Source organism: Pseudomonas sp. E1MeOHC2, assembly GCF_058745025.1.
This window is the reverse complement of record NZ_CP196675.1, coordinates 5,045,304-5,058,876: the sequence shown is the minus strand read 5'-3', so window position 1 is coordinate 5,058,876 and position 13,573 is coordinate 5,045,304. Positions and strand designations below refer to the sequence as shown.

Annotated in this window: 10 protein-coding genes; 2 read left to right on the top strand and 8 right to left on the bottom strand. The window is 64.7% G+C overall.

The genetic code is table 11. The features are described from left to right. Position 1 precedes the first annotated feature (1 nt). The 5 genes from ACSSU5_RS22920 to peaA all read right to left on the bottom strand — a co-directional run bounded on the left by ACSSU5_RS22920 (position 2) and on the right by peaA (position 6,343). Complete coding sequence (locus ACSSU5_RS22920; RefSeq protein ID WP_264313461.1) at positions 2-1,681, bottom strand: fatty acid CoA ligase family protein; 1,680 nt, start codon at positions 1,679-1,681, stop codon at positions 2-4. A gap of 139 nt (positions 1,682-1,820) precedes the next feature. After that, positions 1,821-2,942, bottom strand: coding sequence for a quinohemoprotein amine dehydrogenase subunit beta (peaD, locus tag ACSSU5_RS22915; RefSeq protein ID WP_492559889.1), 1,122 nt, complete (start codon positions 2,940-2,942; stop codon positions 1,821-1,823). Positions 2,943-2,974: 32 nt separating this feature from the next. Next, entirely contained in the window at positions 2,975-3,298 is a 324-nt protein-coding gene (qhpC, locus tag ACSSU5_RS22910; RefSeq protein ID WP_054891339.1) for a quinohemoprotein amine dehydrogenase subunit gamma, read from the bottom strand. Position 3,299: 1 nt separating this feature from the next. After that, positions 3,300-4,730: a quinohemoprotein amine dehydrogenase maturation protein gene (gene peaB, locus ACSSU5_RS22905; RefSeq protein ID WP_264313463.1), complete on the bottom strand. Its 1,431-nt coding sequence runs from the start codon at positions 4,728-4,730 to the stop codon at positions 3,300-3,302. A 47-nt stretch (positions 4,731-4,777) separates the two neighbouring features. Beyond that, positions 4,778-6,343: a quinohemoprotein amine dehydrogenase subunit alpha gene (peaA, locus tag ACSSU5_RS22900; protein ID WP_492559888.1), complete on the bottom strand. Its 1,566-nt coding sequence runs from the start codon at positions 6,341-6,343 to the stop codon at positions 4,778-4,780. Positions 6,344-6,888: 545 nt separating this feature from the next. On the opposite strand from peaA, the gene ACSSU5_RS22895 reads away from it, so the two are divergent. Continuing rightward, positions 6,889-8,382, top strand: a complete 1,494-nt coding sequence (locus ACSSU5_RS22895; RefSeq protein WP_492559887.1) for an aldehyde dehydrogenase family protein — start codon at positions 6,889-6,891, stop codon at positions 8,380-8,382. A gap of 154 nt (positions 8,383-8,536) precedes the next feature. Beyond that, on the top strand, positions 8,537-9,850 hold the full coding sequence (locus ACSSU5_RS22890; RefSeq protein ID WP_492559886.1) for an alginate export family protein: 1,314 nt from the start codon (positions 8,537-8,539) through the stop codon (positions 9,848-9,850). 36 nt (positions 9,851-9,886) lie between these two features. Here the strand turns inward: ACSSU5_RS22890 and qhpG are convergent, their stop codons facing one another. Genes qhpG through ACSSU5_RS22875 form a run of 3 tightly spaced genes read right to left on the bottom strand, consistent with a single transcriptional unit; the run spans position 9,887 to position 13,572 of the window. Then, positions 9,887-11,179, bottom strand: a complete 1,293-nt coding sequence (gene qhpG / locus ACSSU5_RS22885; protein ID WP_492559885.1) for a flavin-dependent monooxygenase QhpG — start codon at positions 11,177-11,179, stop codon at positions 9,887-9,889. Beyond that, entirely contained in the window at positions 11,172-11,849 is a 678-nt protein-coding gene (gene qhpE, locus ACSSU5_RS22880) for a subtilisin-like serine protease QhpE (RefSeq protein WP_492559884.1), read from the bottom strand. The genes qhpG and qhpE overlap by 8 nt, the downstream gene beginning before the upstream one ends. Further along, positions 11,839-13,572, bottom strand: a complete 1,734-nt coding sequence (locus tag ACSSU5_RS22875) for an ABC transporter ATP-binding protein (RefSeq protein ID WP_492559883.1) — start codon at positions 13,570-13,572, stop codon at positions 11,839-11,841. The genes qhpE and ACSSU5_RS22875 overlap by 11 nt, the downstream gene beginning before the upstream one ends. Between the last annotated feature and the right edge of the window lies 1 nt (position 13,573).

Genomic DNA, 13,573 nt, shown 5'->3' with positions numbered 1-13,573 from the left:
ATTATCGGTTGTCTGCAGACAATTCCTCGACACTGATCTCCCGCATTCTGAACTTCTGCACCTTGCCGGTCACCGTCATGGGGAACTCATCGACAAAGCGGAAGTAGCGCGGCACCTTGAAGTGGGCAATCCGCGCCCTTGCCCATTCGCGCAATTCGTTTTCAGTGGCCGCATGCCCCGGATGCAACCGCACCCAAGCCACGATTTCCTCGCCATACTTGCTGCACGGCACGCCAATCACCTGCACGTCGGCGACTGCCGGGTGGGTGAAAAAAAACTCTTCCAGCTCGCGTGGGTAGATGTTCTCGCCGCCACGAATGATCATGTCCTTGCTACGCCCGACGATGCGCACATAGCCCTGCTCGTCCATCACCGCCAAGTCACCGGTCTGCATCCAGCCGTCGGCGTCGATGCTATCGGCCGTGGCCTTGGGGTTGTTCCAGTAACCCAGCATCACGCTGTAGCCACGGGTGCACAGCTCGCCGATCTCGCCACGCGGCACGGTGGCGCCGTCGGCATCGATCACCTTGTGTTCCAGCCGTGGCTGGGTGCGACCGACGCTGGTCACGCGGCGCTCCAGGTCGTCGTCTGCGCCGGTTTGCAGTGACACCGGGCTGGTTTCGGTCATGCCGTAGGCAATTTGCACTTCGGCCATGTGCAGCTCGTCGATCACCCGGCGCATGACCTCGATCGGGCAGGTGGCGCCGGCCATGATGCCGGTGCGCAGGCTCGACAGGTCAAACTCGCGGCGTTGCGGATGATCCAGTTCGGCGATGAACATGGTCGGTACGCCATACAGCGCAGTGGCCTGCTCTTCGGCGACTGCCCGCAACGTGGCCAACGGGTCGAAAGCGTCGTTGGGGTAGATCAGGGTGCTGCCATGGGTCATGCAGCCGAGGTTGGCCATGACCATGCCAAAGCAGTGGTACAGCGGCACCGGCACGACCAGGCGATCGTGCTCGGTCAAGCCGAGGCTTTCGCCGACCATATAGCCGTTGTTGAGGATATTGCTGTGGCTCAGCGTGGCACCCTTGGGGAAGCCAGTGGTGCCGGAGGTGTACTGGATGTTGATTGCGTCGTCGCAGTGCAATTGCGCCTGTCGCGCCGCAAGGGCCTCGCCGCTGACAGCGTCGGCACGGGCCTGCAGGGCGTGCCAGGCGAGAAAACCCGGCGGCGGCGCAACGGCCAGGCTCACCACTCCGCGCAGCTCGGGGAAGCGCTCACAGGCCAGTGCGCCCGGCGTGCCATTGGCAAGGCCGGGGACCAGGCTCAGCAGCATGGCGTGGTAATCGGAGGTCTTGAACGCGTCGGCGCAGATCACCCAGCGGCAGCCCGACTGGCCCAGGGCATAGTCCAGTTCGCTGGTGCGGTACGCGGGGTTGATGTTGACCAGGATGGCGCCAACCTTGGCGCTGGCGAACTGGGTGATGCACCACTCGGCACAGTTGGGCGCCCAGATACCCAGGCGGTCTCCGGCTTGCACGCCCAGGGCCATGAGGGCGCGGGCGTGTTGATCAACCGCCTCGGCCAGTTGGCGCCAGGTGTAGCGCAAGGCCTGGTGGCGGACGACCAGGGCTTCGCGGTCGGGGAAGCGGGCCACGGTCGTGTCGAAGGCATCGCCGATGCATTGGCTGAGCAAGGCCTTGATTGTATTACCTTGGGTATAACTGGGTTGGGTCATCAACGTGTGCACCCTTTTAGATTGTTGGGGGCGCTGCGCGCCCCTTTCGCGACGCAAGGCCGCTCCTACACAGGTAGGCCGCTGCCATTGCGGGAGCGGCCTTGTGGCGCGAGAGGGCCGCGCAGCAGCCCCCGGCGACTTACCTGATGAACACCTGCGGCGTAGTGGTCGACATATCCCCACCCGGCAGCTTGATGTTCTTCACCTTCTGCAGCGTTTCGGGGTCGAACACCGCCAGGTCATTGAAGGTGCCGCCCAGGTACAGCTTGTCGCCCTTCTTGTCGAAGGTCACACAGTAGTAGGTGTGCTCAAGGTTAGCCGCCTTGATCAGTTTGCGTTCCTTGATGTCATACCGCGCCAGGCGGTTGAGCACGCCATACATCTGGTTCGGGTCTTTTGGCGAACGCAGCCCGGTGAAGTACAGCTCGGTCAGGTCGGCAAACTCCTGGGTGTGGGTCTTGCCGGTCTTGAGGTCGACACTCAAGTACCCATAGAGCAGCTCGGCGGTATTCGGGTCGTGCTTTTCATCCTTGAACTTGGCGATGGTATAGAGCATCGAGAACTCGTGCCGCGGGCTCTGGTGCGGCCAGAAATACAGCACGTCCGGGGCGCTGTAGCCTGGCCGGTTCCAGGTGCGTAACGGCAACGCCACTTCGTACTTGCCGGTTTGCACGTCCATCTTGTAGATGTCCGGGCCGGCCACGAACAGGCTGCCATCGTCGGCGGCGCGCATCAGGTACACCTGGCGCGGCATCGGGAAGGTACGCACAGGCTTGGCAGCCAGGCCGTCGGCGGTGCGGAATACCTCCAGGCGCGGCGGTTTGACCACATAGTGGTCATTCAGGCGCTGGGTTGGGTTGACCGTGGCATACACCTCTTTGCCGTCCGGGCTGATGGCAAAGGAATACATCGCCTTGCCGACCTCCCCTGGCACACTGGACAAGTTGGCGTGGAAGGTGGTCTTGCAGGTGTCCAGGTCGATGCCGTAGATGTCGGCGTAATGGTTGTTGAGGATGTAGGCGGTGCGGTTGTCCGGCGCCATCATGGCGGTGCCAGGGCCGAACGCATCGGGCATGCGGCAGCTTTTGTACAGCGCATCACTGGCCACATCGACCACATGCAGGTTGTTTGGGTAGTTGGTCACGATCAGGTATTCATGGCCAGCCTTCAAGGCCGGCCCGGTGTCCTCAGCCTGTACCGCCCAGGCGCTGGCCGTGGCGGCGACGGTGAGCGCGAGTTGCGCGCAGAGTCCAGGTTTCATGCGGTTTCCCCTTGTCATTCTTGTTGGGCCGGTCACTTGTCTTTCGGGAACACGGTGCCGAGGTTGCGCCAGTCGTCCTGGGAGTTGCTCGCCTGGGCGTTCCAGTCCTGGTAGGTGCTCATCATGTCCGGCACCTGGGCCGGCCACCAGCAGGGGTCGGAGCAGCCGTAGAGGTCAGCCTCCATGGGCTGGCACAGCGAACTCACGCCACCAAAGGCGTCCACTTCCCAACCCGGGTCGGTGGTGGCGGTACAGCCCGCCACCGCGCTCATCGCCATGACTTCTTCGACACGGTCTTCGGCAGCGGCCTGTTCGAGGATGCGCGCCTTGTTGTTCAGGGGCTTCAAGTGCTTCATGTCAGTGCGCCTTCCGCGGGGTGATATAGCGGTCGATGAAGGCCGGGTTGGCGGCCATGATGCGGCTGTAGACCTCGATGCCGAAGTCGACCCAGTCGCGCATCAGCTCGCAGTAGTGATAGGTCGGGTGCTGCGGGTCGCCGTAGCGGGCATAACTCTCGTGGTAGCAGCCACCGGAGCACAGGTTGCGGATACGGCAGCTCTCGCAACCCGTATTGCTGCGGTCCAGGCGTTGCGACAAGAAGTCATTGAGCTGGGCCTGCTTCACGCCTTGATGCACATTGCCGAAGGTCGGCAGGCTGGAGCCGGTGAAGCGGTGGCACAGGTTCAGCTCGCCTTCGTGGTCTACCGCCAGCATCTTCAACCCCGCGCCACACGGCAGGGCCTTCTTGTGGCCCTCGTGGATGTCGGTGATCAGTTGGTGCAGGTTGGAAAAACCGATGTTGCGGTGCTCCAGCGCCGCTTCCAGGTAGCGTCGGCCCAGGGCCTTCATGTTGGCGAACACCTGCACCAGCTCATCGCTTGTGAGGTTGAACGCCGACAGGTCGCCCGAGGTCACCGGGGCAAAGCCGACTTCGGCAAAGCCCAGCTCGTTGAACAAGTGATTCCAGATGGTCTCGACATCGGTGATGCCACGGGTCAGGGTAACCCGCGCCCCCACTGGGCGGCTGTTGTAGCGCGACAGCAGCATCTCGGCCTTGCGCCGTACCACGTCGTAGGTACCCTGCCCGCCCACGGTGATGCGGTTGCGGTCATGCACGGTCTTCGGCCCGTCGATACTGATCGACAAACCGAAGCGATGGGCGTTGAGCCAGTCGATGATCTCTTCGGTGAGCAAGGTGGCGTTGGTGGTCATGATGAACTCCACCTGCTTGCCGGCTTCGGCGAAGCGCCGTTCGCAGTAGGCCACCATGTGCTCGATCAAGGGCCGGTTGGACAACGGCTCACCGCCGAAGAACACCACGCTGTAGCGTTGCTCGTCGGGGGACTCCTTGAGCAGCATCTCCACCGATGCCTCGGCGGTGGCGGTGCTCATCTTCTTGCCCGCCGAAGGTTTGTCCAGGTCTTCCTTGTAGCAATAGGTGCAACTGAGGTTGCAGCCAGTGTTGACGTTGAGTACCACGGTGTTCAATGCCGTGCGTTCGACCTGCTTGAGGGCGATTTCAGGCGTCAGTGGCGAGCCGTCGCTGACCACTTCCAGGGCGATCAGCTCGCGCAGGGTCTCCTGGATGTCGGCACCGGCAAACTGCTGGCCGAGGCGCTGCATCAGCTCCTCGGCGGAGCAGCCTTGCTGGCGCAGGGTGTCGATGATGCCGCCGGTCACCGCGTCAGTGGCGAACAGCGAGCTGCTGGGGATATGGAACAGCATGCGGTCGGCATCGACCTGCACTTCGTGCAGGTTGCGTTCGACCAGGTTCAATAGTGCGCCCATGGCGACCTCCGATAATCGATCCGTTGAAAAACGCGTTCACACCTGCCTCATGGCAAGGGCGGGTTGTTCCAGCGTTGGACGGTGACGATCATGTGGCCCTCGCCGGTCTGGCCGCCGTCAGCCAGGGTGGCGATGACTTTCAGGTTGCCGGCGTTGTTGGTCATCATCTTGCGTGCCGGGTTAGGCCCTGCGCCGCCGGGGACGAAGACGCCGTCGGCCTGCATCTGCCCGGCGAATTTGACATCCTCATCCTCGGCTGCACGTTCGTTGAACGGCTCGACCTTCCATTTGGCGGGCAGATAACCGATGCGCAGCGGCTGGCCGCTGGCGTCCTTGCCCCAGGCTTCGGCTTCGAAACGCCCCTGAACCTTCGGTACCGACGCGCCGTTCTCGCCGATGCGGGCAATCGAGAACGCCGGCACCACCTTGACCTCGTCGACCTTGTCGTAAACCGCCAGGTTGACGCCCTTGAGTGCGCCCACTGCCACGTCTCGCTGGCCCGCTTTGGCGTCAGCCGCAGCACGCGCCTTGACCCGTATCAGGGTCGGGGTGGCCTCCAACACTTCGGTCACTTCAACGCCTGCGCCCAGCTCCGGCTTGCCCGACAGGCCACTGCCGACCAGGGTGATCTCACTTTCAGTACCCACCTTGATGAACGCCGGCTGCACCGCCAGCAGGCGCGCCTTGCCCTCTTTCACCGCGCTGAAATCCAGGCCACGCTCGTCGTGATCGGCCTCGAACATGCGGCCTTTCATTTCGCCATCCAGCGCCGCGAATACCTGGCGCAAGTTGTTGTCGCCGACCTTCACGTTGCCGCGCCATTCATAGCCGTTGTAGAGGATCGCCGAGCCGCTGCCATTGAACGGCGTACCGTCGGCGTAGCTGCCTTTGACCTCGACCTTGAAGGTGTCACCCTCGCCCGCGCTGACACTCATCACCCCACGGACATCGCCTTTGGCCAGCATATGGCCGCTGAACGCCCACTGCCCCGGCAGTGCGTCGGCTTTAGGCCGGGCTTGCTGCCATTCGGCCCAGGCCGGGTTGTCGAGCGGGAAGCGCTTGGCCAGGTCCGGCACCATTTGTTTGAGGGCGATTTCAAGCCAGTCGCGGTCACGCGCCTGGGCCTGGTATTCGAGAGACGGCCATTGGCCGAGGTGGAAGTTGACCAAGTGCTCCCATTCCTGGGCGGGGCGGCGCTGCAAGGCGACGCGGGCACCGGAATGGCAACGGCCGCAGGTTTCGCTGAGCAGCGGGTCGAAGTGCTCGACGGTGTTCAGCCGCCGCTCCATGGCGTAGCGCACGCCATCGGTCTCACTGGGCGCCAGGCCCTGTTTGTCGGCCAGGTACTTGACCAGGGTGCGCCGGTCATCGTCGCTGATCTGCAGGCCGTGCATGACCTGCATGCGGGCGATGCTCATCAGCCAGCCTTCAGGCGTTTTGCGCTGATGGCTGATGCGGCTGTAGGTATCGTTGCCCTCGGGGATATGGCACCCCATGCACTTGGATTGCAACAGGTTAGGGCCCTGCTCGGCCGCCATGGCCTGGGTGCCCAGCAGTGCGGCGGCGACCAGCGCCAGTTTGCCCGCATGCCGCCGGAGTCGAGTCGTGTTCAAGGTCAGACCTCCACGGTTGTTGTTCTTATCGTTCTCGCACGTTTTGGTACAGCAGGTGTGCATGTGACAGTTGCGATACAGAAACTGTGCCACATGTTGGAAAAACGTTGTGTTTCAGCCTGTTAGCAGCTTTCGCATGGGTGCGCAGGCACACCAGGGTGCAGCTGGACCGTGCCATTTCGCGACTGGGTGTTTCATGTTGAGACAGGGGCCTGCTGTGCAGGCCATTCGCGGGGCAAGCCCGCTCCCACAGGTACTCCACTGCCCTTGAGGCCGGTCAAGTCCTGTGAAGCTCCCACAGGTACTCCACTGTCCTTGAGGCCGGTCAAGTACTGTGGGAGCGGGCTTGCCCCGCGAAGAGGCCGGTGCAGGCACTGTTTCACCACCGTCTCACACCGTCTCAATGTGCAACAGCGCAACCCTGCAATCACACCCTTGCACTGCAGCAAACCCCAGGCACTTCAAGCCCTTGCAGCCAATCGACAACCTTGGCACGGCCATTGCGCCAGTGCCCGTCACATTCCAATGACAAGAGGCACCGTCCCATGCTTTCCGAACTGCCCATCCTGCCCGCCACCCGCGCCTTCCTCGAACGCAAGCTGAAGATGCGCATTGGCGCCGACTGGCAGGACGCCGCCAGCGGTCGCACCCTGTCGTTCCGCAACCCGGCCACTGGCGAGGTGCTCGGCGAAGTACCCGCCGCCGACGCCGACGATGTCGACCGCGCCGTGCGTGCCGCGCGCCAAGCCTTCGACGATTCGCCCTGGAGCCGCCTGCGCCCGCGTGAGCGCCAGAACATGCTGTGGCGCCTGGCCGACCTGATGGAGCGCGATGCGCAACAGCTGGCCGAGCTTGAGTGCCTGAACAACGGTAAAAGTGCCGCCGTGGCCAAGGTCATGGACGTGCAACTGGCCATCGACTTCCTGCGTTACATGGCAGGCTGGGCCACCAAGATCGAGGGTAGCACCGTCGAAGCCTCGATGCCTTTGATGCCCAACGACCAGTTCCATGGCTTCGTTCGCCGCGAGGCGGTGGGTGTGGTGGGCGCCATCGTCGCCTGGAACTTCCCGCTGTTGCTGGCCTGCTGGAAGCTGGGCCCAGCCCTGGCCACCGGCTGCACGGTAGTGCTCAAGCCAGCCGACGAAACCCCACTGACCGCGCTCAAACTGGCCGAACTGGTAGATGAAGCCGGCTACCCCGCCGGTGTGCTCAACGTGATCACCGGCACCGGCCTGAATGCCGGCGCGGCGCTGAGCCGTCATCCAGGCGTCGACAAGCTGACCTTCACCGGCTCCACCGAGGTCGGCAAGCTGATCGGCAAGGCGGCCATGGACAACATGACCCGCGTCACCCTGGAGCTGGGCGGCAAGTCGCCGACCATCGTCATGCCCGATGCCAACCTGCAGGAAGCCGCTGCCGGCGCCGCCACGGCCATCTTCTTCAACCAGGGCCAGGTGTGCTGCGCAGGCTCCCGGCTGTACGTGCACCGCAAGCACTTCGACAACGTGGTGGCGGACATCGCCGGTATTGCCAACGGCATGAAGCTGGGCAGCGGGCTGGACCCCGCAGTACAGATGGGCCCGTTGATCTCGGCCAAGCAGCAGGACCGGGTCACCGGCTACATCGAGCTCGGCCGCGAGCTGGGCGCGACCATCGCCTGCGGTGGCGAAGGCTTTGGGCCAGGGTACTTCGTCAAGCCGACGGTGATCGTCGATGTCGATCAGCGCCATCGCCTGGTGCAGGAAGAAATCTTCGGGCCGGTGCTGGTGGCGATGCCGTTCGATGACCTTGACGAGGTAATCGGCATGGCCAACGACAACCCTTATGGGCTGGGGACCAGCATCTGGTCGAACGACCTGGGCGCGGTGCACCGGATGATTCCGCGTATCAAGTCGGGTTCGGTGTGGGTCAACTGCCACAGCGCGCTCGACCCGGCCCTGCCGTTCGGTGGCTACAAGATGTCCGGCGTCGGCCGCGAGATGGGCGCGGCGGCGATCGAGCATTACACCGAGCTCAAGTCGGTGCTGATCAAGCTCTGACGTCTGCCTGTTTCGGCCCTTTCGCGGGGCAAGCACGCTCCCACAGGATCACCACAAGGCTGAAAACGGTGGGGGTCCCTGTGGGAGCGGGCTTGCCCCGCGAAGAGGCCAGCACAGGCAATCCAACACCCAAAATAAAAACATGGAGCACACCATGAAGCACACGCTCGCCTGCACGTTGGCCCTGCTGTTCACCGCATCCCTCACCCAAGCCCACGAGCTCTACAACCAAAACGGCACCACCCTCAACGCCGACCTCGAAGCCCTGTTCGGCGTCTTCCACAGCGACGAAAGCTTCAACCAGGCCAGCAACCGCCAGCCCGGCAGCAGTAACTGGCGTGAGGGCTACGTCAAATACGGCCTGAGCGGCAGCCAGGCGCTGGCCGAGCGTGGCGCCCTGTACGGCGCCGTCAACCTGCTCAGCTCGGCCACCTGGGGTGATGGCGACGCCGCTGGCCTGACCCTCGGCGACGAACGCCGCACGGCCATCGAAGACCTGTACCTGGGCTGGCGTTCGGCCAACCTGTTCCCCGCTCTGGGCGAAGATGGCATCGACCTCTCCGGCGGCCGTCAGGTAGTGACCCTGGGCGATGGCTTCCTGATCCAGGGCGACCCGGTCAACCTGGGCAAGGTCGACCTAGGCGCCAACTTCGACCGCGGCGGCGCCTATTACCTGGCCGCGCGCAAGGCGTTTGACCGCACCGCCGTGCTGCGCCTGGGCGGCAAGCAAGGCTGGCGCGGCGACCTGATGTGGCTCAAGTCCGACAACCATTACCAGGCCGACACGTCGATGGCGGTGACCAACATCGAGCATGTCGCTGACGCTGGCACGCTCGGGCTCAGCTGGATCCGTGGCCTGGACGTGGATCAGCGTTATGCACAGATCATGGGCCTGGAGCACCGCGACGGCATGGACACGGTCAGCGTGCGCGGGCGTGGCAACCTGGGCGTCAAAGACCTGGAACTGGCCGGCGAATACGTCACCCAGGACCGCACGGGCGGGCGCGAGAACGCCTGGTACCTGGAAGGCAACTGGACCTTTTCCGAACTGCCCTGGACGCCCACCGCCACCTACCGCTACAGCCGCTTCTCGAAAGACTTCGACCCCTTGTTCTATGGCCTGAGCCGTGGCTACGGCACCTGGTTCCAAGGCGAGGTGGCAGCCAACTATGCCGGCCCGTTCAACAGCAACAGCCAAGTGCACCACGTGGCGCTCAAGGGCAAGCCGCGCGACAACCTGACCGTCGGGGCGCTGTATTTCGACTTCGACACGCTCGACACCGACCAGGGCAACCTGGGTGGGCGGGAGCTGGACCTGTATGTGGAATGGATGGCCAATGACCACCTGTTGATCAGCCCGCTGGTAGGGTTCTACACGCCTGAACGCAGTGCGGCCAATGGCGGCACGCAGATGGGCAGCCGCGATACCGGCACCTATATGCAGTTGGTGGTCGGGACGTTTTTCTGATTTGACATTTCTGGGGGTGCTTTGCGCCCCTGGTTCTCAGGCGTAGCCCTGCTCTGTAAGCCAACGCCGCACCCTCATCTGCTGCTCCACGGGCTGATGTGCAATCAGAACACTTAACGCCTGACCAGCCTGCAGCCCGCGTACTATCGGCGCCAGTTCCACCCCCTGCACATGCCAGACCCCCAGCGGCTGGTCCGCCGTCACCACGACCTCGGTTTCATCCACCAGCCCGTCACGCAACACCGGCTGGCGCGCCACCCGTACCGTCTGCCAGTCCGCCGCCAGGTGCAGCGGCTGCGCATCTGGCCAGCCCTGGCGCCGGGCCCAGAACGGTTGCCCCACCCGGGTTTGCTCCTGGGCATAAAAGTCCCGGCCAATACGGGCAAAGCGCAGGAACAACTGCTCGATGCGCTGCTGATGAAATTGGCGCGCCAACCCTGCCCGCTCGGGCCTGCGCAGCAGTGTGTTGATGACCACGGGCGCCTGCAGCGCCGAAGACAGTGACTGGAAAATGCCGTTGCCCGACAAGGGGTCAACCGCCATGGCGGCATCCCCTACCCTTAGCCAATTCTCCCCAACGCAGTCGCCCGCAAGGATTGCCGTGCTGCTGCGGGCATGGACCTGCGCCGGCTCCAGGGCCTGGCTATCGAACAGCTCGGCCACCAGCGCGCTTTGCCGCCGACGGTTGGCGCAATACTCGGCCAGAGCGGCCTTGCCCGGCAGCCCTTCGGCGTCCAGGGTGACCTGCCAGTAACAGCGGCCATCTTCGAGGCGAGCCATCCATGCCCAGCCATCCTCCAGGCTCTCCACCGCCGATGCCGGTGTGCCTGGGCGAGCTTGCCAGGTGTTGAGCAGGCTGACCGTCTCTGGCCCGCGCAGGCGGTCGGCTGCCAGCGGTGCCTGGCGGCCGCGGGCTTCGACCAGGAACTGCGCCGCCAGTAACTGGCCATCCTCCAGGCGCACACGGTGCCCATCGGCTTGCGACACCTCGCGTACCCGGCCTTCGATCACCGTCACGCCAGCACGTGAAAGGTCGTCACGCAGCGCCCGGTCAAAGCGTTGTCGGTCGAGCAGAAACTCCTGGTTCAGGTGCAGGTGCTGGCCGTTCCAGCGCACCTGCCGGGTCGCGGGCATCGCTGCCAGCCCCAGTGCGCCGCCAAGGCCCGCGTGGCGCAAGCCTTCCAGCACTCGCTGCGAAACGCCTTCAACGGCGGCAAAGCGGCGCCATTCGGACACCACCGTGACGGGGTAGCCCAGGCGTCGCAAACCGATGGCCGTGGCCGCCCCCGCAGGGCCCGCGCCAAGCACCACGATGGGCGGTTCAGACACCTTCGCCACCTCGCCGCTCAGGGCCATAGAACGCCGCATGGGTGCGCAACCAGTCGAACACCTGCTGCCGGCCCATGCCGGGCCGCTCGCGCAGCAACGCTGCCACCCGCCCGCTCAAGGCGGCGCAGCCCAGGCTTGCGCCGGCCAGGCCACCTGCGCCCACATGGCCACCGAAGTCCGCCTGAGGGCTGCCGAGCCACGACCACTGCCCGGGTGCACAACGGGCATCGCCCGTCATGCGAATCACCCCCGGATAGCTGGCTGGATACACCGCACCACCCTGCGCCGGGCTGGATGCGCACAGCAGCACGCCCGCGGCCTGGGCCTCGGCACAGGCCTGGTGCAGCACAGGCCGGTCCTGAAGCAGGCCAAGGCTGAGGTTGATCAGCGTCGCACCCTCTTCCACCAGCCACAACAACGCGGCGGCCACCTGCAACGCGCTGGTGCTCGCCTGCGCGCTGAACACCTGGGCCAACAGCAGTGGCACGGCGCCCGACTCACGCAGCAAGCCCGCGATAACCGCACTGCCATGCCCCAACTGGTCAGGCAGCGCTTCGCCTTCGCGCAGCACGCCTTGCTCAAGCCAGAACCGGCGCGCCCCCAGCAGCTGCGCTGCCTGGGCCGACGAACAGCCACTGTCGATAACCCCAACGCGCAACTCAGTGCCCATGCTTGACGGCCTCCTGGGGCAAGACCTGCAACTGTCCATCGCGCAGCTGCAAGTGCAAATCGGCATCGGCCAGGGTCGAGGCGCGGTGGCTGATGAGGATGCGCGTGCGCCCGGCGAACAACTGGTCGATAGCCGCGATCACCTCCCGCTCGGTCGCTTCGTCCACCGCCGAGGTGGCCTCGTCCAGCACCAAGATCGCGGGGGCCTGCAACACGGCGCGGGCAATGGCGATGCGTTGTTTCTGCCCGCCAGACAACTGCTGGCCGCGTTCACCCAGCATGCCGTCAAGGCCCAGCGGTAAGCTTTCGACCAGGCTGTCCAGCCGCGCCAGCTGCACCACTCGCTCAAGCTCCGCACGGCTGGCCTCCGGCACCCCGTAGGCGAGGTTCTGCGCCAGGGTGCCGCGAAACAGCACGATGTCCTGGCTGACCACGGCGATGCGCCGACGCAGTGCGGCCAAATCCAGCTCGCGCAGGTCGGTACCGTCCAGCAGAATGCGCCCGGCGTCGGGGTCGTAGAACCGTTGCAGCAAATCGATCAGGGTCGATTTGCCAACCCCGGATGCACCGCTGATGGCGACCTTCAGGCCACCCGGCACGCACACCTCCACGTTGTTCAGTACCGCCCCTTGGCGCCCGTCGTGGGCAAAGTGCAGTGCTTCCAGGCGCAGTTCGCCTGGCCCCTCCGGTATCGGCCGTGGTGTGGCCGCCGGGCGCACGGCCACGGCTTCCTGCTTGAGCTCCATCACCCGCCCCAGGCTCACGGCCATGCGCTGTACCGCCACATACAAGCCCAACAAGCTTTGCACCGGCCCGACCGCCATGCCCATGTAGGTGGAAAATGCGATCAGCGCGCCCAGTTGCCAGGTGCCCTGGATCACCCACCAGCCGCCCACCAGAAAGGCGCAGGCACGGCACCAGGAGGTCAACGTGCCGGGTATCGCCTGGGTAAAGAACTCGGTCACCTGGACCTTGAGCAACTGGCTCATGTAGCCCTGGCCCAACTGGTCGAGGCGCCCGGCTTCCCGCCCCTGCTGGCCGGCCGCCTGGATGAACTTCATGGCGGGCAGCGTCTCGACCAGAAACGACGACACATCCGCCGAACGCTCGCGCAGGCTACGCACCTCGCGCTCGACCTTGCGCCGCATCCAGCGCAGCCATAGCACCTCGATCGGGATCAGCAGCGCCAGTAACAGCGACAACTGCCAGGACAACATGAGCATCAAGGCCACCGCGCCGATCAGCCCGATCACGGCAGACACCGCCGAAAACAGCGAGTCCACGGCAAAGCGTTGGATTTCAGCAACATCGCCGTCCAGCCGCGAAAGAATGTCGCCGATGCGCCGCCGTCCGTAAAAGGTCGGCGATAACTGTTGCAGGTGCCGGTAAAGGTCATCACGCAGGGCAAACAGGATGCGCCCGGACAGCCGCGTGTGCAGGTAGCGGTTGACCCCGGCCAGCACGGTGCCGAGCAGGCCGGCGACGATCATGATCGCTGCCATGTGCCACAGGGTCTGGTAATCCTTGGCGAGCAGGCCTTCGTCGATCAGCGTCTTGACCAGCCAGGGTTGCGCCAGGGCCAGCAGCGAGGCGCCCAGGGACAGGCCCAGCAACACGCCGATGGCGCGCCGGTGGGGGCGGACGAAACCATACAGCCAGGCCAGGGCCTGACGCATGAGCACAGGGTCGCTGGACTCCACCAGCCTTGCGAACAGACTGCCCATG

Coding starts and splice junctions, on each gene's coding strand:
- ACSSU5_RS22920 (WP_264313461.1), bottom strand. CDS start 1,681: ATGACCCAACCCAGTTATACCCAAGGTAATACAATCAAGGCCTTGCTC.
- peaD (WP_492559889.1), bottom strand. CDS start 2,942: ATGAAACCTGGACTCTGCGCGCAACTCGCGCTCACCGTCGCCGCCACG.
- qhpC (WP_054891339.1), bottom strand. CDS start 3,298: ATGAAGCACTTGAAGCCCCTGAACAACAAGGCGCGCATCCTCGAACAG.
- peaB (WP_264313463.1), bottom strand. CDS start 4,730: ATGGGCGCACTATTGAACCTGGTCGAACGCAACCTGCACGAAGTGCAG.
- ACSSU5_RS22895 (WP_492559887.1), top strand. CDS start 6,889: ATGCTTTCCGAACTGCCCATCCTGCCCGCCACCCGCGCCTTCCTCGAA.
- ACSSU5_RS22890 (WP_492559886.1), top strand. CDS start 8,537: ATGAAGCACACGCTCGCCTGCACGTTGGCCCTGCTGTTCACCGCATCC.
- qhpE (WP_492559884.1), bottom strand. CDS start 11,849: ATGGGCACTGAGTTGCGCGTTGGGGTTATCGACAGTGGCTGTTCGTCG.
- ACSSU5_RS22875 (WP_492559883.1), bottom strand. CDS start 13,572: ATGGGCAGTCTGTTCGCAAGGCTGGTGGAGTCCAGCGACCCTGTGCTC.